Source organism: Protofrankia sp. Cas3 (assembly GCF_963555955.1).
Lineage (GTDB): Bacteria > Actinomycetota > Actinomycetes > Frankiales > Frankiaceae > Protofrankia.
In genome coordinates this window covers 2,449-26,101 of sequence record NZ_CAUVXP010000087.1, presented here as the reverse complement: position 1 = coordinate 26,101, position 23,653 = coordinate 2,449, and the positions used below count along the sequence as shown (strand labels likewise).

Annotated in this window: 18 protein-coding genes and 1 pseudogene; 7 read left to right on the top strand and 12 right to left on the bottom strand. The window is 70.7% G+C overall.

All coding sequences use genetic code 11. From position 1 onward, the window contains the following. Positions 1-405 precede the first annotated feature (405 nt). The 4 genes from U9983_RS16565 to U9983_RS16550 all read right to left on the bottom strand — a co-directional run bounded on the left by U9983_RS16565 (position 406) and on the right by U9983_RS16550 (position 4,413). Positions 406-1,185, bottom strand: coding sequence for a crotonase/enoyl-CoA hydratase family protein (locus U9983_RS16565; RefSeq protein ID WP_322754897.1), 780 nt, complete (start codon positions 1,183-1,185; stop codon positions 406-408). Further along, entirely contained in the window at positions 1,182-2,252 is a 1,071-nt protein-coding gene (locus tag U9983_RS16560; protein WP_322754896.1) for an acyl-CoA dehydrogenase family protein, read from the bottom strand. Before U9983_RS16560 ends, U9983_RS16565 begins: the two co-directional genes overlap by 4 nt. After that, complete coding sequence (locus tag U9983_RS16555; protein WP_322748410.1) at positions 2,249-3,109, bottom strand: mycofactocin-coupled SDR family oxidoreductase; 861 nt, start codon at positions 3,107-3,109, stop codon at positions 2,249-2,251. Before U9983_RS16555 ends, U9983_RS16560 begins: the two co-directional genes overlap by 4 nt. 71 nt (positions 3,110-3,180) lie before the next feature. Then, entirely contained in the window at positions 3,181-4,413 is a 1,233-nt protein-coding gene (locus U9983_RS16550) for a cytochrome P450 (protein WP_322754895.1), read from the bottom strand. Between the two features lie 164 nt (positions 4,414-4,577). On the opposite strand from U9983_RS16550, the gene U9983_RS16545 reads away from it, so the two are divergent. Then, complete coding sequence (locus tag U9983_RS16545) at positions 4,578-5,711, top strand: amidohydrolase family protein (RefSeq protein WP_322754894.1); 1,134 nt, start codon at positions 4,578-4,580, stop codon at positions 5,709-5,711. A 75-nt stretch (positions 5,712-5,786) separates the two neighbouring features. Here the strand turns inward: U9983_RS16545 and U9983_RS16540 are convergent, their stop codons facing one another. Then, a complete protein-coding gene (locus U9983_RS16540) occupies positions 5,787-7,064 on the bottom strand; it encodes an FAS1-like dehydratase domain-containing protein (RefSeq protein WP_322754893.1) in 1,278 nt (425 codons plus the stop codon). A 70-nt stretch (positions 7,065-7,134) separates the two neighbouring features. Beyond that, positions 7,135-8,370 carry a CoA transferase gene (locus tag U9983_RS16535; protein ID WP_322754892.1) on the bottom strand — a complete coding sequence of 412 codons (1,236 nt, stop codon included), beginning with the start codon at positions 8,368-8,370 and terminating at the stop codon, positions 7,135-7,137. Positions 8,371-8,467: 97 nt separating this feature from the next. Here U9983_RS16535 and U9983_RS16530 point away from each other — a divergent pair, with 97 nt between their 5' ends. After that, positions 8,468-9,931, top strand: coding sequence for an aldehyde dehydrogenase family protein (locus tag U9983_RS16530; protein WP_322754891.1), 1,464 nt, complete (start codon positions 8,468-8,470; stop codon positions 9,929-9,931). Between the two features lie 113 nt (positions 9,932-10,044). On the opposite strand, the gene U9983_RS16525 is transcribed toward U9983_RS16530, so the two are convergent. From U9983_RS16525 to U9983_RS16515, 3 genes are all read right to left on the bottom strand, one after another. Next, positions 10,045-12,777 (bottom strand): branched-chain amino acid ABC transporter permease/ATP-binding protein, encoded by a 2,733-nt coding sequence (locus U9983_RS16525; RefSeq protein WP_322754890.1) that lies wholly within the window; start codon positions 12,775-12,777, stop codon positions 10,045-10,047. Further along, a complete protein-coding gene (locus tag U9983_RS16520; protein ID WP_322754889.1) occupies positions 12,774-13,469 on the bottom strand; it encodes an ABC transporter ATP-binding protein in 696 nt (231 codons plus the stop codon). Before U9983_RS16520 ends, U9983_RS16525 begins: the two co-directional genes overlap by 4 nt. Positions 13,470-13,546: 77 nt before the next feature. Then, positions 13,547-14,557: an ABC transporter substrate-binding protein gene (locus tag U9983_RS16515; RefSeq protein ID WP_322754888.1), complete on the bottom strand. Its 1,011-nt coding sequence runs from the start codon at positions 14,555-14,557 to the stop codon at positions 13,547-13,549. A gap of 7 nt (positions 14,558-14,564) precedes the next feature. On the opposite strand from U9983_RS16515, the gene U9983_RS16510 reads away from it, so the two are divergent. Beyond that, a complete protein-coding gene (locus tag U9983_RS16510) occupies positions 14,565-14,969 on the top strand; it encodes a hypothetical protein (RefSeq protein WP_322754887.1) in 405 nt (134 codons plus the stop codon). 2 nt (positions 14,970-14,971) lie between these two features. Here U9983_RS16510 and U9983_RS16505 read toward each other — a convergent pair whose 3' ends face one another. Together U9983_RS16505 and U9983_RS16500 are read right to left on the bottom strand one after the other, a co-directional pair. Beyond that, positions 14,972-16,063 carry an NAD(P)-dependent alcohol dehydrogenase gene (locus U9983_RS16505; RefSeq protein ID WP_322754886.1) on the bottom strand — a complete coding sequence of 364 codons (1,092 nt, stop codon included), beginning with the start codon at positions 16,061-16,063 and terminating at the stop codon, positions 14,972-14,974. Positions 16,064-16,077: 14 nt separating this feature from the next. Continuing rightward, positions 16,078-17,526 (bottom strand): aldehyde dehydrogenase, encoded by a 1,449-nt coding sequence (locus U9983_RS16500; RefSeq protein ID WP_322754885.1) that lies wholly within the window; start codon positions 17,524-17,526, stop codon positions 16,078-16,080. A 424-nt stretch (positions 17,527-17,950) separates the two neighbouring features. Here U9983_RS16500 and U9983_RS16495 point away from each other — a divergent pair, with 424 nt between their 5' ends. The 3 genes from U9983_RS16495 (at position 17,951) to U9983_RS16485 (ending at position 22,227) form a co-directional block, all read left to right on the top strand. Continuing rightward, on the top strand, positions 17,951-20,383 hold the full coding sequence (locus U9983_RS16495) for a CoA transferase (RefSeq protein WP_322754884.1): 2,433 nt from the start codon (positions 17,951-17,953) through the stop codon (positions 20,381-20,383). A 38-nt stretch (positions 20,384-20,421) separates the two neighbouring features. Next, positions 20,422-21,168: an enoyl-CoA hydratase-related protein gene (locus tag U9983_RS16490; RefSeq protein WP_416210748.1), complete on the top strand. Its 747-nt coding sequence runs from the start codon at positions 20,422-20,424 to the stop codon at positions 21,166-21,168. 144 nt (positions 21,169-21,312) lie between these two features. Continuing rightward, positions 21,313-22,227: a LysR family transcriptional regulator gene (locus tag U9983_RS16485; protein WP_322754883.1), complete on the top strand. Its 915-nt coding sequence runs from the start codon at positions 21,313-21,315 to the stop codon at positions 22,225-22,227. Positions 22,228-22,255: 28 nt separating this feature from the next. On the opposite strand, the gene U9983_RS16480 is transcribed toward U9983_RS16485, so the two are convergent. Beyond that, the gene (locus tag U9983_RS16480; protein ID WP_416211417.1) at positions 22,256-22,774 is read right to left on the bottom strand and encodes a GNAT family N-acetyltransferase; all 519 of its coding nucleotides are present in this window, start codon (positions 22,772-22,774) and stop codon (positions 22,256-22,258) included. A 277-nt stretch (positions 22,775-23,051) separates the two neighbouring features. Here U9983_RS16480 and U9983_RS16475 point away from each other — a divergent pair. Beyond that, positions 23,052-23,653, top strand: a pseudogene (locus U9983_RS16475) (hypothetical protein); the annotation flags it as partial.

The following is a 23,653-nucleotide window of genomic DNA, read 5'->3' as shown; positions in this document are numbered from 1 at the left end:
ACGGGCAACCCGTCCCCCATTTTCACGCCTGCGAGGCGTCACCGGAAGGGACAAAAGGACTAGCCCGGGGCTTTCATACGCCCGCCAGCCACGCCCACGATCAGGAAACCGGACGACGGAGATCCACATTCAGCTCTGGAAGATCACAGAAATTGAACGGTGGTTTGGGGCTCAGAGAGCACGACTTCGCCGCTGTCACCAAGCTCGACGCATTGCGACTCCGTCAGGGTGTAGCGGAGGAACATCGTGCCCCACCTGTCGGGCAGCCCAGAGTATTGGCCCGCGTATCGGATGTCGGGAAGCGTCTCTGTAGGTGGAAACAGTCGCCCGGATGACGGAAACCACCTACTCCTCCTCGCGGGCCGCTCCGAGTGGCGTCCGCTCGTGTTCCGCGGGGCGCACCGGTCAGCGGCCCCGCCACCGGGGCGCGCGTTTCTCGGCGAAGGCCAGGGGGCCCTCCTTCGCGTCCTCGCTGGCCATCAACGCGCGTACCTGCGCGTCGCAGCGTGCCCACTGCTCGTCGAACGACGCCTCGATCACCCCACGTGCGAGTCGCTTGCTGGCCCGCACCGAAAGGGGCGCGGCGTCGGCAATCTCCGCCGCAAGCTCCAGTGCGGCGTCGAGGGCGCCGCCGACGGGTGCCATCCGGTTGATCAGGTGGACGGCGAGGGCCCGCTCGGCGTCGATGGGGCGTCCGGTGAGCAGCATCTCCATGGCGACGGTCGGCGGGATCCGTAGCGGAAGGCGGATCACACCCCCGGCGGCCGCAAGCAAACCGCGGCGCACCTCCGGCAGCCCGAACGTGGCATCCGCGCCGGCGACGACGAGGTCGCACGCGAGGGCCAGCTCCGTCCCGCCGCCGAGCGCACTGCCCTCGACGGCGGCGATCGTCGGGACGGAGACCTCGTGGCGCACCCAGCCGGCGAAGCCCCACTCCCGCCTGCTCGGCGCGATCGACTCGCCACGCGTGACCGCCTTCAGGTCCGCGCCGGCGCAGAACGACCGGGGGTCGGAGCTGGTCAGGATGACGGCGCGCACACCGGGGTCGCAGTCGGCGTCATGCAGGTGCCCGCCGAGGAGGTCCGCGAGCTCACCGTCGACGGCGTTGCGAGCCGCTGGCCTGTTCAGGGTCAACACGACGATGTGCTCTCGCCTCTCGGCCAGGACCTTGGGCGGCGACGTCACCCGTCCAGCTCACCGGCGAACGCAGCGGGCAGGCCCATGCCCACCGCGACCGTCTCGCGGTGCTGGGTCGGGCTGCCGTGCAGAGCCTGGTTGCTGACGGCGCGCCGGTAGTAGAGGTGCGCCGGGTGCTCCCAGGTGAAGCCGATGCCGCCGAGGACCTGGATGCACCCGGCCGTGACCGCCACCGCGTTCTCGGTGGCGCAGGCCTGTGCCATCGCGGCCGCGACGGCGGGGTCTTCGCCGGTGTCGGCGATCCGCAGCGCATAGGTCGAGACCGACCGCGCGGACTCCACGGCGACCAGCATGTCCGCGCAGCGGTGCTTGATCGCCTGGAACGACCCGATGGGCCGGCCGAACTGGTGGCGGACCTTCGCGTAGGCCACCGCGGTGTCCAGCGCCCAGGAGGCGACGCCGACGCTCTCCGCCGCCAGGCCGATGCCCAGGGCCTGGGAGGCGGCGTGCAGGCACCGCGGCGCCGCGGTGGACAGCACCGTCGCCGGGCCGTCGATCGCCAGGTCCGCCAGCCGGCGGGTGAGGTCCAGCGTGGCAAGCGGGGTGGCCACGATCGAGCTGCTCGGCACGGCCAGCAGCTCGCCGCCGGTGCTCTCGAGGAGGACGAGATCCGCGGTCGCCCCGTCGAGAACCATCGAGGCGCGGCCGCGGGCGGCGTTCCCGTCGTGCTCCACCCGGGCGTCCAGGGACACCGTCGCGGTGAGCGCGCCGGACGCGATGGCCGTGAGGTGCTCCCGGTCGCCGGCGGCGAGTAGCGCCGTCGTGGCGAGCAGGACGCTCGACAGGAACGGCACGCACGCCAGCGAATGTCCCAGCTCTTCGAGGACGACGCCCACCTCGGCCCATCCCGCGCCCGCGCCGCCGAGCTTCGCCGGGACCGCGAGGCCCAGGACACCCATGTCCGCGAGCGCCCGCCACAGCGCGGGGTCGCCCCCGCTCTCGGCGCCGGTCCGCCGGTCCAGGTCGCGCAGCAGGTCCTGGACGCCGCGGCGCAGGGCGTTCTGCTCGTCGGTCAGCGCAAGGTCCACGGTGCTCCGCCCGGCGGCGGCGCTCACGGCTTGTTGGTGTTGCCCGCGTCGACCGCCAGCTGGACCCCGGTGACGTAGCGAGCCTCGTCGCAGGCCAGCCACAGCATGGCGTGGGAGATCTCCAGCTCGGGGATCGCGCCCACGGGGGCGTAGTCGCCGCCGGGCTCGGTGTCCAGATCGGGGAGCAGGTTCGTCGCGCCGAGCATCGCGGTGGGGTTCGCCATGAGGATCGGCATCGCGGTCTCGGCCCCGCCGATGCCCATGCCCGGGCTCGCGACCCCGGTGGGGTGCACCGTGTTGACGCGGATGCGGTGCGGCGCCAGCTCGTTCGCGAAGGCCTTCATCAGCCCGACGACCCCGTGCTTGCTGGCCACGTAGTGGGCGTAGGGCAGCTGACCGCGGATGCCCGCCGCCGAGCTGGTGATCGTGATGGTGCCGCCCCGCCCGGCCTCGATCATCGACGGCACGGTGCAGACGATGGTGTTCCAGACGCCCTTGAGGTTGGTGTCGATGATCGCGTCGTAAACGTCGTCCTCGATCTCCCAGGACCGCTCGTGGAAGGTGATGATGCCCGCGTTGGCGAGCACGGCGTCGATCCGCCCGAAAGCCTCGAGGCCGTGCTCGACAGCCGCCTGGACCTGGTCGCGATGGCGGACGTCCGCGACCGCGGTGACGCATCGCCGGCCCGCCTTCTCCACCAGCTCCTTGGTCACCTCGAGGTCTTCCGGCGAGGGGTACGGGTAACCCACCCTGGGGTGGATTTCGGCGCACGCGTCGACGGCGACGACGTCGGCACCCTCCTCGGCGAAGCGCACCGCGTGCGAGCGGCCCTGCCCCTGGCCGGCGCCGGTGATGAAGACGACCTTGTCGGCGACTCTGCCCATGTCTGCTCCTTCGGGACGATGGTGCGTGGACAGGCACATAGACGTGTCGGTCACACCAGGTACGATTTCGGTCACACCAGGTACGAGAACGGGGTCGGTTCGACCGGGCCGCTCGGTGCGCTGAACGGCATGCCGACCCAGCCGTTGACGATCCCGATGCTCGGGTACGGCCGCGCCGACGCCTCGTCGACGACGTACCCGGGCATCCGCCGCAGCACCTCTTCGAGGACGATCCGCATCTCCAGACGCGCGAACGTGGACCCCAGGCAGCGGTGGATACCCAGACCGAAGGCCTGGTGGCGGTTCGGGAACCGGGTGAGGTCGATCGACTCGGGATCGTCGAAAGCCTCCGGATCCCGGTTGGCCGCGGCCATGGAGAGCAGGACACGACCCCCCTGGGGGATGTCGGTCCCGCTGAGGGTGACGGGGCAGGTGGCTGTGCGAGCCAGCGCCTGCGTCGGCGTGAAGTAGCGCAGGAACTCCTCGCAGGCGTTGGGGATGAGCGAAGGGTCAGCCGCCAACCTGGCTCTGTCGTCGGGGTGCTGGTGGAGCCACAGCAGCGCGTTGGCCATCAGGGAGGTGGTCGTGTCGACGCCGCCGATGAGGATCAGCGACGAGATCTCGAGGATCTCCTGATCGGTCAGCGCCCTGCCGTTGACCTCGGCCTGCACCAGCATGGTGAGCAGGTCGTCCTGCGGCTCGACGCGACGCGCCGCGGCCGTCTCCCCGAGCTTGACGATGACCGTGAAGTACATCGCGAGGGCCTCGTCGTGCCCGGGGCTGCCGGGTGCCTCGTAGACGATCCGGTGCATCGGCTCGGCATAGGTCTCCCAGTCGTCGAGCGGGAGGCCGAGCAGGTGCGCGGTGAAGACGCCGGGCACGGGGTTGAGCAGGTCCAGGACGAGGTCACCGCTCCCCTTGGCCACGATCGGGTTGAGGAAGGCCGTCGTGAGATCGCGGATCTTCTGCTCGTAGCGTCTCGACGCGGTGGGGGAGAAGTGCGGGTTGAGCAGCTGCCGGAAACCGGTGTACTCGGGTGGGTCCATCTCGATAGGGGTCTGCTTCAGTGGAGCAGACGGGATCGCGACGCCGCCGGAGTGGTTCCCGTCCTCGTCGACAGCGTGGTGGGACGAGAAGGCGTCGTCGTCGAGGAACGCCGTCCGCACGTCCTCGTAGCGGGTGAGCAGCCAGAAGCCGTCGTAGGCGGCGACGTGTGACACCGGACAGGTCCGACGCAGGTCCGCGTGGATCTGCGCCCAGTGCTCGGCGTAGCGGGCGGAGTGGTGATCGTAGGTCGTGCTCACGCCTGCACGTAACCACGTCCACCCGCCGGTGAGGAGCGGTGCCGGTGAGATGGCCCTTCTCATCCCCAGGGCTGGACGCGCGGCGGACACGCCGGTCGCGCTCGAGCGCTGAGAAGCGGGTTCCGACCCTTGTCCGCCCCCGGTCGGCGAGCGAGAGTGGACAGATGATCAGCCTGTTCAGTGTCGACGACCACATCATCGAGCCGCCCGGTGTGTGGCAGGACCGGGTCCCGGAGAAGTTCAGGGCCACCGCGCCCCAGGTGCGCGAGGAGCCCGACGGTACGCAGTACTGGACCTACGAGGACACCCGCGAGGCGACCATGGGCCTCAACGCCGTCGCCGGCAAGCCGATCGAGACCTGGGGGCTGGAGCCCAAGCGTTTCGAGGACATGATCCCCGCGTGTTATGACCCGGTGGCCCGCGCTCGGGAGCTCCTGTCGCAGGGCGTCTGCGCCTCGGTCGCCTTCCCGTCTCTGCCCAGGTTCGGTGGCGCCCTGTTCGCGTCCTTCAAGGACAAGGAGCTGGCCGCCGCCTGTGTCCGGGCCTGGAACGACTTCGTCCTCGACGAGTGGTGCCCCGCCGGTCCGCGCGGGCTCTACGTCCCCATGACGATCGCGCCCCTGTGGGACCCGCAGGCCGCCGCTGCCGAGCTGCGCCGCTGTGTCGCGAACGGTGCCAGGGCGATCTGCCTGCCGGAGAACCCCGCCCCGCTCGGCCTCCCGTCCTACTGGCAGGCCGACTGGGACCCGCTGTGGCAGGCAGTCACCGAGACGGGTGTGCCGGCGTGCATGCACATCGGCTCCAGCGGCCAGCTCTACATGGGCTCTGCCGACTCGTCCTTCGCGGTGCCGATCGCGACGATGGCCGTCGCCTCGTGGGTCTGCGCGGTCGACATCTCGATGAGCCCGGTCTTCGCGAAGTTCCCGGACGTGCAGATCGTGTGGTCCGAGGGCGGCGTCGGATGGGTGCCCGCGGCGCTCGAGCGAGCGGACCGCCAGTGGGAACGCCACCGCTACTGGTCGCATCTGCCGAACGACGTCCGGCCCAGCGAGGTGTTCAGGCGCAACTTCACCTTCTGCATGATCGAGGAGCCGTGGGGCCTGGAGCAGCGCGGCCAGGTCGGCGTCGACCGCATCGTCTGGGAGGCCGACTTCCCCCACGCGGACACGCCCTACCCCCACATCCAGAAGATCGTGACGGAGCTGTTCGCGGGCGTGTCCGCCGAAGACCGGGCCGCCATCACCCACCGCAACGCCGAGCGTCTCTTCGGCTGGGAGATGGCGGACCTGCCCGCCTGATGACCTGGACGGGGCCGCCCGTGGCCAGCGTCGGCGACGCTACGGGTCGGGCGGTCGGGCGGTCGGGCGGTCGCCTCAGCGTGAGCGCCGCTCGCGGAGCAGCTCGCCGTGGCGGGCCATGACCTCGGTCGTGGCCCGGCTCAGCTCGGCGGGCACCGCCGGCAGGACCGGTAGGCCATGCTCGCGGCTGGGTAGGGCGACCGTCGCCGCCCCGCGGGCCGTCTCCTCGTCGCGCTGGTTGCGCGCCCACACCGCGACGTCGACGAGGGCGCGCCCGTCCTCGACCCGCTTGCCCGTCACCTCGCCGCCGAGCACCTGGGCGTCGCCCTGGTAGTTGAACTTGCGGATCTCGTCGTGCTGGCGTTCGACCCAGCCGTCGTCACCCGCCCAGTCGGTGAGGAAGTGGTGCAGCCAGCACTCGCGCAGCACGCCGTAGTCGTAGGCGCGCGGGTTGCCGATCGCCTGCGCCCACGCGTTGTCCCAGTGGACGCGCTGCGCGACGTCGGGGACGCCGTACTCGTTCTTGACGTAGAACGCCGGGATGCGTTGCCGGTTCTCCCAGCCGCGGCGACCGGTCTTCAGCCCGTAGGGCACGAAGCCGTAGCCGCCGGCGTGGAAGATGACCATGTCCGTCGTGGTCAGCGGGCCCTTGGCCTTGGCTCCCATGGCCTGGCCGACCTCGACGTCCTCCCACCTGAGCCGGGCCCGCCCCTGGCGGGTCTCGGCCGCGTAGGTCTCGTCGAGGGCGGCGAGCTGCGCGTCGTCCCAGCTCGGCACGGGGATCTCCGCATACTTGCCCTTGTCCCGCGCCTTCTTCCGCTCGGTGTAGATCACGAGCGTGCGGTAGACGCCGACGACCTCCGCGCGCTGGTTGACCTTGATGTCGCGCAGGACCCGGATGACCGAGCTGCCGGCGAACTCCGACTGCTTGGTCTCCACCGACTCCAGGCCGGAGAGGCTGTAGAGGGTGTCACCCGGTCGCACCGGCCGGTACCAGGTCCAGGTACCGCCGGAGACGAAGGCGTGGATGCCCCGGTAGGAGCCGCCCTTGGCCAAGGGGTCCTTGTCGCCAAGCAGCGGCGCGTTGAGGACCGCAGCCATGATCGGTGGCGCGATCTGCCCGCCCCACCGGCTCGTCTCACCGTGACCCGGGTCGCAGAACAGCGGATTGTCGTCGCCGTAGCTGTGGGCGAAGTTGCGGATGGCCTCCGGGGTCGCGGTGGACAGGTACTCCTGCTGCCTGCTCGCCACGAGGCGCCCGAGCGCCGTCCGATCCTTCACGAGGTCCTCCTCGACGAAGACGCCGGAGGAGGCCCGCTCGAACTCTGCCTGTTGGTCGGTCGTCACGCTCATGGCTCGAGTGTCCCGACGTGCGGGTCCCGCGTGACCCTCCCGGGCGGGAAGGGCACTTTCACGCGGGCCATCAGACGATCTTCGCCGCGCGCAGCGCCGCGACATCCTGCGGACCGTGCCCGATCTCCGCGAGCAGCTCGTCGGTGTGCTGGCCGAGGGTGGGGGCGGGCCGGCGCAGCTCCCACGGCTGACCCTGGACGCGGACGGCCTCGCCGACGTAGGTGAAGGGCCCGGCCAGCGGGTGCTCGCCCTCGACGAGGATGCCGCGGGCGCGCACGTGCGGGTCGTCAAGCAGGTCGCGCAGGCGGTTGGCCCGGGTCAGCGGCACGTGGTGGGTGAGAGCGAGGGCGACCCACTCGTCGGCGTCGCGGGTGTGGAAGATCTTCTGAAGCTCCCGGCGCAGCTCGAGGAGGCCGAAGCCGAAGTCGACGGGCCCGGCGGGGTCGAGCCTGTCGATCAGGTCGACGCGGTCGACGGCCAGGCAGAAGCCGCGCCAGAACTTGGGCTCGGTGGCGCAGAACAGCAGGAACCGGCCGTCGCGCGCCTCGTAGAACTGGTAGAACGCCGACCCGCTGTCGCCTTGTTCGGTCCTCGGCATCGTCGCGTGGTCGGTGACCCGGTCGCGGTTGAGGTTGTAGGTGACGGCGATCCACGCCTGCGCGATGACCGCGTCGCTGGCGGCGGCGTCGAGGAAGCAGCCCTCGCCGGTCCGCTCGCGCTGGAACAGGGCGGCGGCGACGTGGAACGCGGCATGGACCGCTCCGGCGGCCGTGCCCTCGCCGCCGCTGGTGGTGCCTCCCAGGTAGTCGGGCGTCTGCACCTGGCGGACGAGCCCGTCCGGGCCCATCTCGACCGGCAGCGCGCCGGCCAGCGCGTTGGTCATCTGCCCGTGGGTCGGCATGCTGGCCAGCGGGCCCTCGCTGCCGTAGCCGGAGTACTGGCAGTAGACGATGTCGGGCTTCGCCGCTCGCTGCTGGGCGTAGCCGATCCCGAGCTTCGTACAGGCGTCGCCAGCGAAGCCGTCGACGAACACGTCCGCGGTGGACAGCAGCTCGTAGAAGAGCGCGCGGCCCTCGTCCCGGCGCAGGTCGAGGGTGATGCTGCGTTTGTTCTTGTTGACCTGGATGTGCGCGGGGCTGTGCTGCGGGGTGATCTGGCCGAGGAAGCCGCGCAGGTAGTCCCCTGTGCCGGGCGACTCAACCTTGATCACGTCGGCGCCGAGGTCGGCGAGCAGGGTGCCCAGGGTGTCGCCGTTGAACAGCATCGCGGATTCGAGGACGCGGACGCCTTCGAGTAGTCGACTCACTGCGCCCACACTTGCCCACCACCCGTCCGGTGTCGCGCAAACCCGGTTTGCGCCGCGGATGCGCCCAATCGCGGGCAGGCCACACCAGAATTGGCCAATGACTGTCCTTGACGCTGATCTCACCGTCCTGCCGAACCCGGGTCTGCTGATAGGTGACGGGCGGGTGTCAGACAGCAGCGAAGGCGAGTTCACCCACGTGTACGCGGCCACCGGGAAGCCGACTCGCGGCGTGTCGATGGCCGGCGCGGGTGAGGTCGACGCCGCGGTGCGGGCGGCCCGCGCCGCGCTGCCCGGCTGGCGCGCCACGCCGCTGGACCGGCGCCGCGAGCTACTGCTTGAGGCCGCCCGGCTGATCCGTCGCGAAGCTGCGACGATCGCGCAGCTCACGACGATCGACAACGGGACGCCGTCCATGATCGCCGCGAGCACGCCGCTGCTCGCGGCGGACCTCTTCACCTACAACGCCGGCTGGGCTGACAAGATCGGTGGAGAGGTCGTCGGGACCTGGCCGGTGCCGGCGCTGGACTACACCCTCGACGAGCCGTACGGCGTCGTCGGGGTGATCGTGCCGTGGAACGGACCGGTCGTCTCCGTCGGCCAGATCGTGGCTCCCGCGCTGGCCGCGGGCAACTGCGTGGTGCTCAAGCCGTCGGAGCTCGCGCCCTGGGGCTGCCTGCGCATCGGAGAGCTGCTTCTGGAGGCCGGCTTCCCGCCCGGCGTGATCAACGTGGTGCCCGGTGGACCAGCCGGTGGGCAGGCACTGGTCAGCCATCCCGACGTCGACAAGATCCACTTCACTGGCGGCGGTCAGACGGCCAAGCGCATCCTCGCCTCGGCGTTGGAGACGCTCAAGCCGGTGGGACTCGAGCTCGGAGGCAAGTCCGCGAACCTCGTCTTCGAGGACGCCGACCTCGTCGCGGCCGCGCAGCAGGCCATGACGGGAGCGGTCCTGCTCTCGGGCCAGGGCTGCATTCTCGGCACCCGGATCCTGGTGCAGCGCAGCATCCACGACGCGTTCCTCGCAACACTGGCCGCGATCCTCGGTCAGATCCCGGTGGGGGACCCGAGCGCGGCGACGTCGGTCATGGGGCCGGTGGTCAGCGAGGGCGCCGCCGATCGGATCCTGGGGATGGTGGCCACCGCGCAGAAGGAGGGCAATCGTCTGCTCACCGGCGGCGAGCGCCTCGGCGGCGATCTCGCCGACGGGTGGTTCATCGGACCGACAGTCCTCGCCGACGTCGCGCCGACCGACTTCATCGCGCAGAACGAGGTCTTCGGTCCCGTGCTCGCCGTGACGCCCTTCGACACGGAGGCGGACGCCGTGGCGATCGCCAACGCGACTCCCTACGGGCTGGCCGCCTACGTCCAGACCGACGACCTGCGCCGCGCCCACCGCGTCTGCGCGGCGCTCGAGGCGGGCAACATCTGGGTCAACGGCTTCCTCGGTATCCCCCCGGGAGCGCCCTTCGGCGGCGTGAAGCAGAGCGGCCAGGGTCGACTGGGCGGAATCCACGCGATCCGGGAGTTCACGCGGCCGAAGAACGTCTGGATGGCGCTGTAGCCAGGTCGGTCCACCCTGGTGACCAGGGTTCCCTGGTGACCAGGGTTCCCGGGTGACCAGGGTTCCCGGGTCACCAGGGTTGGAGCCTGCCGACCAGAGTTGGAGCTCAGGGTTCAGGTGCGGGAGACCGCCGAGGTGGTCTCGTGGGAGGCCCGGGTGCCGAGGTAGGCCGCGGCCACCACGGGATCGGACCTGATCTCGCTCGGGGTTCCCTCGGCGATCTCACGACCGAACTCGAGCACGAGCACCCGGTCGGCGGTGCGCATGACCATGGCGACGTCGTGCTCGATGAGCAGCACGCCGATTCCGCGCTCGTCGGCGAGCCGGCGCAGCAGCTCACCGAGGGCGCGCGACTCGTCCTCGTCGAGCCCGGCGGCCGGTTCGTCGAGGAGCAGCACCGACGGTTCGGTCGCCAGCGAGCGGGCGATCGCGACCGAGCGGCGCTGACCATAGGACAGGCTCTCGGCCTTGACGTCGAGCACGTCTTCCAGTCCCATGTCCCGAACCGCCCGCGCCACCCCCGCCGGCAGCTGGTCGTCGCCGGGGCGGACGAGGTCGCGCAACCAGGCCAGCCGGTCGTGCGAGTCAGCCGCCGCGAGCAGGTTCTCCCGGACGGTCATGTCGTCGAAGAGCTCAAGGGACTGGAAGGAGCGGCACAGTCCTTCCCGGGCGCGCAGGTGCGGGCTGAGCGTGCCGATGTCGCGGCCGCCCAGGGAGACCGATCCTGCGGCCGGCTGGGCGTAGCCCGTCACCGCGTCGATCAGTGTCGTCTTGCCGGCGCCGTTCGGTCCGAGGATCCCGATCACGGTGGCCGGTGGGACCGTGAGGTCGACGTTGTCGAGCGCGACGACACCACCGAAGCGAACCGTGACGTTGCGGATCTCCAGTGCTCTGGCCGGGACGGTGCCTGCGTCCCCCGGGTCGCCCAGCGGTACGGACGTCCTGCTCGACGTCCTGCTCGGCGTCCTGCTCGACGTCACGACGCGGTTCCGGAGCTGACGGGCGACGGCGATGTTGCGTCCCGCCAGCCCGTCCGGCGCGCTCAGGAGCAGCAGGAGCAGCAGGACGCCGCCGACGAGCGGGAGGTACTCCTCGACGCTGCCGAACGCCTTGGAGAGCACGAGAGCTCCGACGCCCGCGGCGGCGATCGTCGAGCCGTAGAGCGGCCCCGAGACGTAGCCGATACCACCGATGACGGCGAGGGTCAGGATCGTGATCGAGGTGAAGGGGTCGAACAGCGTCGTGTACTGGATGGCGGAGAAGCTGAACGCGTAGAGGATGCCACCGAACCCCGCTATCGCGGCGCCGAGGCTGAACGCGTAGAGCTTCGACTGGATGACCGAGATGCCCAGCGATGCCGCCGCCCGTTCGTTGGCGCGCACCACGAGCAGCCGCCGGCCGCTGCGTCCGCGGCGGAGGTTGGCCACGGCCACCGCGACCACCGCGAACGAGATCACGCACAACGCCGCGTAGTTGCCGGGGTGGAGCACCGGGTCGATCGGGATGCCGAGCAGGGTCTGGGGTGCGATGGGCGTCCCGCGGTTGCGCCCGGTGAAGTCGGTGCTGTTGAACAGCAGCGACCAGGAGGCGAAGCCGAGGCCGAGGGTGACGACGGCGAGGTTCACGCCGCGGGTGCGCAGTGCGGGCAGGCCGAAGACGAAGCCGACCGCGACCGCCGTCGCGACGCCCAGCGGCACGGCCGCCTCGAAGGGCCAGCCGTGGTTGGACACCAGCCGCCCGGCGGCGAAGGCACCCACCCCGCCCAGCGCGAACTGGGCGAGGGACAGCTGCCCCGCGTACCCGGTCACGACGACGACGCTCAGAGCGATCATGGCGGCGGACATCGAGCTGACCAGCGCCACGTTCCAGTCGGTCGGCAGGACAGTGGCCGCGAGTACGGCCAGGACGGCGGCGAGCCCGAGCGCGTACAGGGGAGAGCGGACCGCGGCGCCCACCGCAGGCAGGCGGTCAGCGGTGCTCCCGCGGACGGGAAGCCCCTGGCCGCGGACGACGAGCACCAGCACGATGACGAGGAAGGGGACGGAGTCGGGAACGCCGGTCGTCTGCACGTAGTGCGTGCACTCGCTCTGGATGACGCCGATCAGCAGCCCGCCGACGAGCACCAACGGGTAGGAGCGGAATCCGCCGAGCAGCGCCGCCGCCAGCGCCGCGATGATCGTGAACGCCAGTGAGTTGGCGGAGAGGTAGTCGCCGGTGAGCGAGGGGAAGAAGGCGCCTGCCAGCCCGGCGAGGGCGCCCCCCAGCGCCCACGTGCCGCAGGCCAGCGCGTCCGGGGAGAACCCAAGCGCCGCCGCGGCGCGCTGGTTGGCGGCCGCGGCGGAGACGGCGAGCCCCAGCCTCGTCCGCGAGCTGAGGACGGTGAGGACGGTGGTGACTGCGACGGCGATGCCGGCCAGCCAGAAGGACTGCTGTCCGACGATCACAGAGCCGAGGTGGACGGGCTCTTCTGGGAGGGTTGTGGCCACGCTGAGCTGCTGCCCGGTGTAACGGATGGTCACGGACTGCTGGATGATGCTCAGCACACCGAGAGTGGCGATCACCCGGACGAGGGGGCTGCGGGCGCGCAGCGGTCGCATGAGCAGGAGGTGGACCAGCACCCCGACGGCTGCGAGCAGGATCGCGGCGATTGCCACGGCGGGGAGCGCGGGCATCCCCTGGTTCTCCCGCAGCTCGTGCACGACGTAGGCGCCCAGCAGGGCGAACGAGCCCTGGGCGAAGTTGATCGTACCGCTGCCGCGGTAGACGAGGACGAGACCGATGCCGAGCAGGGCGATGAGCGCTCCACCGCCCAGGCCCAGGAACCCGAACTGCGCGAAGACGGTCATACGGCTTCCGCTCCCAGATAGGCCCTGGCGATGTCGTCGGCGCGGGTCAGCAGGGTCGCGGCGGTGTCGGTGAGGGCTATCCGCCCGTCCGCGAGCACGTAGGCGCGATCGGCTGCTTCCAGCGCCAGCGCGACGTGCTGCTCCACGAGCAGCACCGCGGCACCGTCCTGCGCGGCATTGCGTATCGCGGCCAGGAGCCGCTCGACCACCAGGGGGGCGAGACCGAGGCTGAGCTCGTCCGCGAGCAGGACGCGGGGGCGGCCGGCGAGGATCCGGGCGAGTGCCAGCATCTGCTGCTGGCCGCCGGAGAGGAGTCCGGCCCGCTTGGACAGGTGCGGTTCGAGCTCGGGGAAGAACGCGAGTGCCCGTCTCGGATCGCCCTGCCCGAGCTTCAGGTTCTCGTGTCCGGTGAGATCCATGAACACACACCGCTCCTCGGTCAGCAGGCCGAGGCCACGCCGGGCCCGCTGGTGCAGGCGACGGCGACGGGCGTCACCCGCGACCGACACCGTCCCGCCCTGCGGGGTGAGGTCACCCGCGATCGTGAGCAACGTGGTGGTCTTGCCGGCGCCGTTGCGGCCGAGGAGGGCGACGACCTCGCCGGGGTGGACCTCCAGGTCGAGGTCACGGACGACCGGAACACCATGGAATCCGACGGTGAGTCCGCTGACCAGGACTGCCGGCGATGACATAGGGCTCCTTCACGACGGCTGGCCGTGGGTGCGCAAGCGCCTGAGACTCACTCCCGCACCCACGGCCACGCGGTGGGTCAGCCCGTCAGGGCTGACTTGTAGTCGACGAACGTGCCGTCCTGCACGAGGGCGCCGTTCCTGATGTCGACGCCGATCAGCGAGGTGTCGAACAGCCGCGCGAGCGCGGGCACCGGGAACGGCTTGGTGAAGTCCACCGGCGGGGTGAACCCGCCGGTGTCCAGGTTCGAGGTCTTGTCCAGGGCCTCCTTGAAGGAGGCCGCGTCGACGGTGGTGAGACCGGCCGCGACCTTGGCGAACACCACGCCCGACACCCACGCGTTGAGGTTTTCGGGGACGGTGAGGTCGACGTCGGACTTGCCCTCCGCCGCGAGTTCGCGCTTCATGGCGGCCCAGACGGGGTCGGTCGCGAGGGGAAAGCTGGACACGGTGTACGAGCCCTCGAGCTGGGTCTTGAACTTGGTCAACGACTCCGAGCCGACGCCGCCGGCGGGGGCGAAGATCGTTTGCTTGACTCCGAGGCTCGTAGCTTTGGCGAGGTACTGGTTCAGGGCCTGCTCGGGCAGGATGCTGATGATGCAGTCGGCGTCTTTCGCGTTGCTGACCGTGCTGCTGAAGTCCGTCGTCGTGACGGGCACCTTGACGGTCTTGCTGATTGTCTTCTTCGACGCCCCGAGGCCCGCCGCGACGAACGGCGCGAGACCGGCCGCCGCCGGCAGGTCGTAGGTGACGACGTCAGTCGTGGCGCACCGCTGGCCGGCCTTCGTGCCGAGCGCGGCGAAACCGATCGGCCCGGGGACGAGCGGGTAGGAGTCCGTGCTCGAGTATTCGCTGCCCGAAATCGCATTGGCCGCCAGGTAGGGAATCTTCGCCGCGTCGAGAATCGGCAGGATCGAGTCGGCGAACTGACTGAACGAGCCGAGCACGGCGACGGCCTTGTCGGTCACGGCCTGGCGGGCGCAGGTGCCGGCGGTGTTGGGGTCGTTCTTGTCGTTGCAGGATTCCACCCTCAGCGGGTGGCCGGCAATGCCGCCCGCGGCGTTCGTCACTTTGGCGAACGCTTCGAGCACGGTGGGGATGTCCGGGAAGTTCGCGCCGGACGTTCCCGACGGAGTGATGGTGAGGATGGTGATCGGCGTCCCGGTCGCGGTGCTGCCTGCCGAGGCTCCCGTGCCCGCCGAGGTCGTGCGGGTGGAGTCGGTCGTTGACGACGTCGAACTGCCGCAGGCCGCCGCCGCGAGGGCGACAGCCATGACTAACGTGGCGCCACGGATGGTCCCGATCCTCACGCGCACCGTGGTTCTCCTTCCGCCGCTCGAAGCTGGATGCGCCGGCCGGATGGCAGCGCCGCCGAGCGAACGCGCTGACCGTATTGCGTCCGGTGTGACCTCGGTCATGCTCGGCAGCAGCAGAAATCGCGTTCTCACGTCGAGCGTCCGGAAAATCGGACAGATCGTCCGCGGCGCCGGGGTGGGGCCATGAGGCTAGAAGACGAGCACCGGCTTGACGGTGACGCCGGCGACCGAGTCGGCTACCGCCCGGTTGATGTCGGCGAACGGATAGCTGGTGATGAGCTCTTCGAGCGGTAGCCGGCCCTCGGCGTGCAGCGCCACGAGCTGGGGCAGGAACTCGCGGGGGTCGGCATCACCCTCGATGCAACCCCGTAGCGTCTTGCCGCCGCTGATGATGTCGATGATGTCGACTGACACGTCCGGCCGGCCCAGACCCACCGCGACCAGCGTGCCCCCCGAACCGACTGCCTTCATGGCCTGCGCGAGGACCGTGGGGACCCCCGTGGTGTCCAGGGCGTGCGTGACGCCACCGGCGGTGTGGTCCCTGATCGCCTCGACCGGATCGTCCACACCGGGGTCGATCGTCACGGTCGCGCCCAGCTTGGCCGCCAGTGCCCGCCGCCCGGCCACCGGATCGACGGCGATGATCGTGCGCACTCCGCTCGCCCGTGCGCCGAGCAGGCCGGCCAGGCCCACACTGCCCGCCCCGAAGACCGCGAAGGACGAGGTCTCGTCCGGCTTGAGGACGTTCAGCACGCTGCCGACGCCCGTCTGGACACCACATCCGAGCGGCGCCAGAACGGTCAGGTCCACACCCGGCTCCACTACGACGATGTTGTCGACCGTGGTCAGGCAGTGGCTCGCGAAGCTGGACTGGCCGAAGAAGCAGCCCCGTACCGGCGAACCGTCGAGCGACAGCGGTGTCGAGCCGTCCGCCCGCCCGCCGGAGGTGTTGAGGAGAGCGAACTGCTCGCAGTAGGCTGGCCGACCGGCACGGCAGCGCCGGCACCGGCCGCAGCGCCGGTAGCTGAGCAGGACCGTGTCGCCGGGGCGGATGCCGGGGACGCCGGCACCCACCTCCGCGACGACGCCGGCGCCTTCGTGACCCAGCACGATCGGGCCGTACTCGATCGGCCACGCGGCCTTGACGGCCAGATCCGTGTGGCATATCCCGCTCGCCAGCGTGCGGATCAGCACCTCGCCCTCGCCGGGTGCGGCGAGGTCGAGGGTCTCGATGCGAAACGGGCTGTCCGGTTCGCGGGAGAGCGCGGCGGTGATCTGCACGGTCGTCTCCCCGGTCACGCCGGCCGGGCTGGCACGAAGATCGACTTTACGTCGAGGTAGGCGTCCAGACCCTCCGGCCCGTACTCTTTCCCGACGCCGCTGGCCTTCCAGCCCCCGAAGGGTGACCCCGGATCCAGCGTCCACATGTTCAGCCCGATGCTTCCGGTCTGAATCTGTCGGGCGACGCCGAGAGCCCGGTCCGGGTCGGCGCTCCACACGCTGCCGGCCAGTCCGTAGTCCGAGTCGTTGGCGATGTCGACGGCGTCGGCGACCGTGTCATACGGGATCACGCAGACGACCGGTCCGAAGATTTCTTCCCGGGCGACGGTCATGGCGTTGTCGACGTCGGCGAACACGGTCGGCTCGACGAACCAGCCGCGCTCCTGCCCGGGGGGACGGCCGCCGCCGGCCACCAGCCGGGCGCCTTCGCTCCGCCCGGTCGCGATGTATCCCTCGACCCGGTCACGCTGGCGCGAGCTGACCAGCGGTCCCATCGTCGTGGTGGTGTCGAGCGGGTTGCCGAGCACGAAGGAGCGGGCGAGGCCCGCCAGGCCGTCGACCACCGCGTCGTACAGGTTGCGGGGAGCGAGGACCCGGGAGTTGAGGAAGCAGGACTGTCCGGCGTTGGCGAAGGACAGGAAGCCCAGACCCTGCATCACCGCGGGCAGGTCTGCGTCGTTCAGTACGACGGCCGCGGACTTCCCGCCCAGTTCGAGGGTGACCGGTTTGAGCGCCGTCCCGCAGATGCCCCCGATGATCCGGCCGGCGGCGGTCGAGCCGGTGAAGGAGACCTTGTCGATGCCGGCATGCCTGACCAGCAGGTCTCCGGTCTGCCGGCCGCCGGTGATCAGGTTGACGACGCCCGCGGGCAGGCCCGCGTCCTCGATTGCCTCCATGAGGTAGGCGGCATCCAGCGACGTCTCCGGGGCGGGCTTGAGCACCACGGTGCAGCCGGCGGCCAGCGCCGGCCCGAGCTTCATCGCGGTAAGTCCGAGGGGGTAGTTCCACGGCACGATCACCGCGACGGTCCCGACCGGGCGCCGTTGCAGGCGCACCGTGCCGGGATAGGCCAGTGCCGGGCGCTCCTGGTCGGCGAAGCCACCGCGCGCCAGCGCCGCGTAGTACCGCAGTGTGCCAGCCACGGCGTGGACGTTGGCGGAGGTGGACAACGCCAGCGGCATGCCGTTCTGCCGGGAGACGATCTCACTGATCTGCTTCGAGCGCCGTTCGATCGCCTCGGCAAGCCGCTCAAGCAGGTCGGCCCGCTCGACGGCCGGAGTTGCCTCCCACGCTGGCTGGGCCGCCCTGGCGGCGGCCACCGCCAGGTCCACCTCCTTGGCGCCCGCCTCAGGCAGGTCACCAAGCCGCTGCCCGGTGGCGGCCTCGATGATCGGGGTAGTCGTCTCCGACAGGGGTGTCGTCCACTGTCCGTCGATGTAGAAGCAGCCGAAGTGACGGCTCATACCAGGCCTCCCTGCAAGAATGTGACCACCTGAGGTGGCGGACCCGGAATCAGCGGACTTCCTCAGTCGCGCGCCTCGTTGCCGGCGAGCCTGCGAATTCCGCCGTGAACCAGCCGCCAGCGCGAAACGCCTCGGCGGGTAACGGTGTTTGCGCGCCAGCATGGCACGGACCGGGCGCAGTTGAACATGCCTGATGCCGCAATGGGCACATGTGCGCGCCGGCAATGTGTCGCGCCGGCAATGTGCGCGCACCAGGCATATCCCAGGCATATCCCAGGCCCCACCGGTGACGTTGCCGAGGTCGGCACGCGTTGTTGGCCGACTTCGACATGTACGCGCAGCCCGACTCCGTGCCATCTTCGGACTGCGTCGGGGCAAATGTCGTGGCACTCCTCGACGTCCGTGGGCAGAAGGAGGGCGGAAAGTGGCCAGCGGTCCGCTTGCGGGCGTTCGCGTCGTCGACATGGCGGACGGGATCGGCGAGTTCTGCGGTCGCTACCTCGCCGACCTGGGTGCGGACGTGATCCGTGTCGAGCCGCCGGGTGGTGCCCCCTCCCGACGGCAGGCGCCGCTGCACGACGGCGTCAGCCTCCACTTCGTGGCGAACAACGCGAACAAGCGCGGAGTCACGCTCGACCTGACCTCGACGTCCGGCCGGGACGCGCTCCTGGCCCTGCTCGGCACCGCGGACATCTTCATCGAGAGCACGTGTCCGGGCACGTTCACGGAGTTGGGTCTTGGTCTGGATCGGCTGCGTGCCGTGCTGCCCGCCCTGGTGGTCGTGTCGATCACCGAGTTCGGGCAGACCGGGCCGTACCGCGACTGGGTGGCGACGGACTGGGTACATCTGGCCATGAGTGGCGTGTTGTCCCGGTCCGGCATACCCGGCTTGGCGCCCCTCCTGCCGCCGGAGGGGTTGGTGTATTCCTCGGCCGCCATTCAAGCGGCGTGGGCGGCGCTGCTCGCGTACAGCAGCCGACTGGACACCGGCTTTGGTGATCACGTCGACTGTTCCGTCTACGAGACGATCGTGCAGGTCCTCGACCCGGGCTTCGGGATCGGCGGCACGGCGTCTCGGGGAGTACCCGCGGCGAGCCTGCCGCGGGGGCGACCCGACGCCCGTCACCTCTACCCGATCTTTCGGTGCGCCGACGGGTACGTGCGCATCTGCCTGCTCGCCAAGCGGCAATGGCGGGCCATGTTCGGCTGGCTGGGTGAGCCGGCCGAGTTCGCCGGGCCGGCCTTCGACGGCTTGGGCGCGCGGTTCGCGGCTGCGCCCCGCCTCTACCGGCTCATCGGGCAGTTGTTCGCCGAGGCGACCCGCGACGAGCTCGTCGCCGAGGGTCAGCGTCGGGGGGTGCCCATCGCCGCCCTACTGGACGCGGCCGAGGTCCTCACCAGTGAGCATTTCAGCACCCGCGACGCGTTCGTGACGGTGGAGATCGCACCCGGGGTGCGTGGCCGGATGCCGAACGGACTGGTCGAACTGGACGGCATCCGGGCCGGCATCCGGTGTCCCGCCCCGGCGCCCGGTGCGGGCGACGACATCGTGCTCGCCGCGCTCGCAGTCGCCGACCGTCCCACCATGCCCACGCCCACGCCCACGCCGACAACGCCGAGCGGTGCTGGGGACGCGCCCGCGCGGGCCCACCGTCCACTGCAGGGTGTACGCGTCCTCGACCTCGGGGTGATCGTCGTCGGCGCCGAGCTGGGACGGCTGTTCGCCGACCAGGGCGCGGAGGTCATCAAGATTGAGAACCGGGCCTTCCCCGACGGGAGCCGGCAGTCACGGGACGGCGCGACGATGTCCCCGTCCTTCGCCTGGGGCCACCGCAACAAGCTCAGCCTCGGTCTCGACCTGCGCAGCCCGCAGGGCGTGGCGGTCTTCAAGCGTCTCGCCGCCACGGCCGACGTCGTACTGTCCAACTTCAAGCCGGGCACGATGGAGTCCCTGGGGCTCGGCGACCAGAGCCTACGCACGATCAACCCACGGCTGATCGTGGTGGACAGCAGCGCCTTCGGCTCGTCCGGACCGTGGAGCCCCCGCATGGGGTACGGCCCGCTCGTTCGCGCGGCCACCGCGATCACGGGACTGTGGCGCTACCCGGATGTGCCGGACAGCTTCAGCGACAGCAGCACCATCTATCCCGACCACGTCGCGGCCCGAGTGGGCGCCGTGGCGGTGCTGGCAACCCTCCTCGCCCGCCGCCGGTCCGGTATCGGTGGCACGGTGAGCTTCGCCCAGGCCGAGACCATCCTCACCCAGCTTTCCGCCCAGTTCCTGTGCGAGTCGCTGGCTCCCGGATCCCTGGCGGCGCGAGGCGATGTCGGCGGACACGACGCGCCGTACGGCGTCTACCCGTGTGCCGGCGACGACGAATGGTGCGTGCTGACGATCCGGGGAGACGAGGACTGGCGTCGCCTGTGCCGGGCCATCGGGCGACCGGAGCTGTGCGACGACCCGCGCCTGGCGAGCGCCGCAGGCCGACGCCGGCACCGCGTCGAGGTGGAGCAGGCGGTGACCGCCTGGACGGCGGTCCACCCACCGCGCGAGGTCATGAGCCGCCTTCAGCACGCGGGTGTGCCCGCGGGGATGATGCAGCGGGTCGCGGACCTGCCGGACGACCCGCACCTCGCGGCACGCGGTTTCTTCCGCCAGTTGGCCCAGCCACAGCTTCCAGAGCCGATACTGACCGAGAACGGCCCGGCGGTGTTCACCGGGATCGCCGATCCGCAGTTGCGGCCGGCGCCGTTGCAGGGCGAGCACACCCGGGAGATCTGCGCCAAGCTGCTCGGGCTGTCCGACTGCGACATCGATGCGCTGGTGGCGGCGGGCGTACTGGAGGAGCCGAAGTGACTGGGCCGGTAGTGCTGGTGGAGCGCCGTGACCACACGATGGTGATCACGCTCAACCGGCCCGAGGCACGCAACGCGGTGAACCTGGAGTCCACCACTCTCGTCGGCGAGGCTCTCGAGGCGGCGGAGCACGACCGGGAGGTGCGGGCGGTCGTGGTGACGGGCGCGGGCGACACGGCGTTCTGCGCCGGCATCGACCTCAAGGCGGTCGCCCGCGGCGAGCGGACGTCCCCCGCGGGTCGCCGGCACTGGGGATTCGCCGGCTACGTGTCCCACCCGATCAGCAAGCCGACGATAGCCGCGGTGAACGGCTTCGCACTCGGTGGCGGCACCGAGATCGTCCTTGCGAGCGACCTGGCCGTGGCGGCGCAGACCGCGCAGTTCGGCCTGCCGGAGGTCAGCCGGGGCATCGTCGCCGCCGCCGGCGGGGCCTTCCGGCTGTCAGCACAGATCCCACCCAAGGTCGCCATGGAGATGATCCTGACCGGGAAGCCGGTGGACGCGGCCACCGCGTTGCGTCTGGGCCTGGTCAACCGGGTGGTGCCGACGGCGTCGGTCCTCGACGAGGCCCTTGCCCTGGCCGATCTGATCTGCCGCAACGCGCCCCTGGCGGTCCAGGCCAGCAAGCGGATCGCGGCGGGCATCATCGACGGCGGCATCGCATCCGAGGATGCGGCCTGGGCGCGCACCGCCGCGGAGATTGCGGCCCTGATGCGCTCCGAGGACGCCCGGGAGGGCCTGCGCGCCTTCGCGGAGAAGCGACCTCCGGTATGGCAGGCGCGATGAGCGGGGCTGGCGCGGCGGTCACGTGGTCGATGACGGGGTGACCGGCCGCGGCGGGCGGGATCGCCGGCCCCAACACGCTGTACGCGCTGGCCGCCCGCGGTAGCGATGGACCGGGGCACGGCCGCCCTGGTATGTCCGTCAGCTATGGACATCCAGCAACTGCGCTGTTTCGTGGCGGTCGCGGAAGAGCTGCACTTCGGGCGCGCAGCCGACCGGCTGCACCTCACTGCCTCGCCGCTGAGCCGACGCATCCGCGAGTTGGAGCGGGAGCTGGGTGAGGAGCTCTTCGTGCGCGGCTATCACCAGGTCAGGCTGACGCGTTCGGGGCGGGATCTTCTAGAGCCCGCAGCCGACGTCGTGCGGCGCTTCGATGCCCTGCGGGCACAGCGGCCTGACCGGACCGCCCGGCCGGCGCGCGACATCGGTGCGGCACCGGTGCTGACGCCGAGCGTCGTGGATCTCGTGCTCGGCACCTTCAAACGGCTCTATCCCGACATCGAGTTACCGATCACGCTCGAACGGTCGGCCGTGCTGATGGACATGTTGTGCGCACGGAAGATCGATCTCGCGGTCGTGCACCTCCCGGTGACCGACCCGGGCCTGCGCGGGCTGGAGCTGGCCCGGTATCGCTACGCGGTGGCTACACGCAGCGATGACGAACTGGCGAGCCGAAGCCGGCTGCGGCTGGCCGACCTGACCGAACGGGAGATGCTGATGCCATCGTCGAAGCTGCAACCGCTCGCCATGAAAAACCTGCGTGATTTCCTCGTCCGGGCCGGAATCAGGCACCTGAACGAACTGCCACACGCCGACTCGATTCACCTCGCGGCCCGGGTGATCCGTACGCGGAGCATCACGCTGGTCGCCGCGGACCCGGACAATCCCAGCACGCGTAACTTCGCCGGACCCGACTTCGCGCTTGTCCCACTCGACGAGCCGGATCTTCATTTCGCCGCCGGAGTCGCGTGGCGGGCCGACGACGAGTCCGCCGACCCCATACTCGCCCGCGTGATAGAGACCCTGCGCACCGGCCGGGGCGCGACGCCACTCGTCATATAAGGGTCTGTTGCGGTAAGAGCGCCCGGCTTCACTCAAGGTCGTCGCGTAGCAGGTCCATGAGGAGCCCGTCGTGGAAGCGGCCGTCTGGTCCGCGTTCGTAGCGGCGCATGATGCCGACGGGACGAAAGCCGACCTTCTCGTAGCAGCGGATGGCCCGGGTGTTGGTGGCCGCCGGGTCGATCGTGAGCCGATGATGCCCCCGCTGTTCGCACAGGAAACGGGCCACGAGTCTGACCGCCGTCGTCCCCACGCCACGGTCCTGGAACCGGCTGCTGAGGTAGATGTCGATGCCCGCGTGGCGGTACTGCGGGTCGTTCTCCTCGCAGTACTGGATGCCACCGGCGACCTGGCCGTCCACCTCGATCACGAGTAGGACGGTGCCGCTGGTGCCGAGCAGGTCGGCTGTCACCTCGTCGGTCGTCACCTCGTCGGCGGACGCCGGTTGCCCCCACCAGCGCGCCACCGACTCTTCGGTGAGGATCGCACCCAACGCGGCGACGTCCGTGGGGCGGCCAGGACGGACCGTGACACCGTCACCAGCAAGCAGCGGACGCGTTTCCACCGGCTTCCCTCCGATCCGAGGCCCTCTCAAAGGTGATACCACTCAAAACTCCACGGTGACGCCGCACCGGACGGCGTCGTCCACTGGAACAGGCCTCGCTGGAATGGCCGCCACATCGACTGCCCGTGGTCAGCGTCGTGGGCTCCGTCGGTGACCACGGGCGCACCCGGCACCCGGGTTACGCTGATCGTCGCAGGGCGGTTCCGGTGAGCAGTCGGTGAGCAACGGGGGCGGTTGTGGACGAGCCACAGGGACCGGGGCGGTGACCCAGCTGAGCAACGCCCAGCTCGTGGACGGTGTCCAGCCCGTGGACGGTGCCTTGCGTGCCTGGGCGGTCGCGCATGCCCGCACCGTGGGCCGCACGGGTGATCCGTCGGGGATGCCGTCCCGGCCGGACGGTGCGCGGCCGGCCGGGCCGGGTCCGCGGTGGGACGAGCCGTGGGGGCCGGGTGACGTCGTGGTCACCGAACCACCGGCCACCCTGACCGGCCACACCGGCCGGGTCTTGTCGGTGGGGTGGGCGGCCGGCCCCGACGGCCGGCTACTACTCGCCTCAGGCAGCGCCGACGCCACGGTGCGGATCTGGGATCCGCACCGTGGCCACCTCCTGCACACCCTGACCGGTCACACCGGCGAGGTCGGGTCGGTGGGGTGGGCGGCCGGCCCCGACGGCCGGCTGCTACTCGCCTCCGGCAGCGCCGACGCCACGGTGCGGGTCTGGGATCCGACCACCGGCCACCTCCTGCACACCCTGACCGGCCACACCGGCCCGGTCTGGTCGGTGGGGTGGGCGGCCGGCCCCGACGGCCGGCTACTACTGGCCTCAGGCGGCTACGACGCCACGGTGCGGATCTGGGATCCGAC